Origin of the sequence: Pantoea sp. sgz302252, from assembly GCF_047713085.1 — a bacterium.
Lineage (GTDB): Bacteria > Pseudomonadota > Gammaproteobacteria > Enterobacterales > Enterobacteriaceae > Scandinavium.
This window is the reverse complement of record NZ_JBLFJW010000096.1, coordinates 1-673: the sequence shown is the minus strand read 5'-3', so window position 1 is coordinate 673 and position 673 is coordinate 1. Positions and strand designations below refer to the sequence as shown.

Annotated in this window: 2 tRNA genes and 2 rRNA genes; all 4 read left to right on the top strand. The window is 48.4% G+C overall.

Annotated elements, in window-relative coordinates:
• Positions 1-123 (top strand): 16S ribosomal RNA (locus ACLW56_RS25295); the annotation flags it as partial.
• 70 nt (positions 124-193) lie between these two features.
• Positions 194-270 (top strand) — tRNA-Ile (locus tag ACLW56_RS25290).
• A 37-nt stretch (positions 271-307) separates the two neighbouring features.
• Positions 308-383: transfer RNA gene (locus tag ACLW56_RS25285), tRNA-Ala, on the top strand.
• Between the two features lie 175 nt (positions 384-558).
• A 23S ribosomal RNA gene (locus ACLW56_RS25280) occupies positions 559-673 on the top strand; the annotation flags it as partial.

Below are 673 nucleotides of genomic sequence, written 5' to 3'. Positions count from 1 at the left end.
TGGGTTGCAAAAGAAGTAGGTAGCTTAACCTTCGGGAGGGCGCTTACCACTTTGTGATTCATGACTGGGGTGAAGTCGTAACAAGGTAACCGTAGGGGAACCTGCGGTTGGATCACCTCCTTACCTTAAAGAACCTGCCTTTGTAGTGCTCACACAGATTGTCTGATGAAAATTAGCAGTAAAAAATCTCTACAGGCTTGTAGCTCAGGTGGTTAGAGCGCACCCCTGATAAGGGTGAGGTCGGTGGTTCAAGTCCACTCAGGCCTACCAAATTCGTTCTGCGGATTTGAAGAGGTTTAACTACGATGGGGCTATAGCTCAGCTGGGAGAGCGCCTGCCTTGCACGCAGGAGGTCTGCGGTTCGATCCCGCATAGCTCCACCATCTTTTACTGCGACAACAAGAAAACTTCAGAGTGTACCTGAAAAGGTTCACTGCGAAGTTTTGCTCTTTAAAAATCTGGATCAAGCTGAAAATTGAAACGACACACTTTAAGTGTGTTCGAGTCTCTCAAATTTTCGCAAGTCGAACTGTTTTACGAAACAGTTTCGGGTTGTGAGGTTAAGCGACTAAGCGTACACGGTGGATGCCCTGGCAGTCAGAGGCGATGAAGGACGTGCTAATCTGCGATAAGCGTCGGCGAGGTGATATGAACCTTTGACCCGGCGATTTCC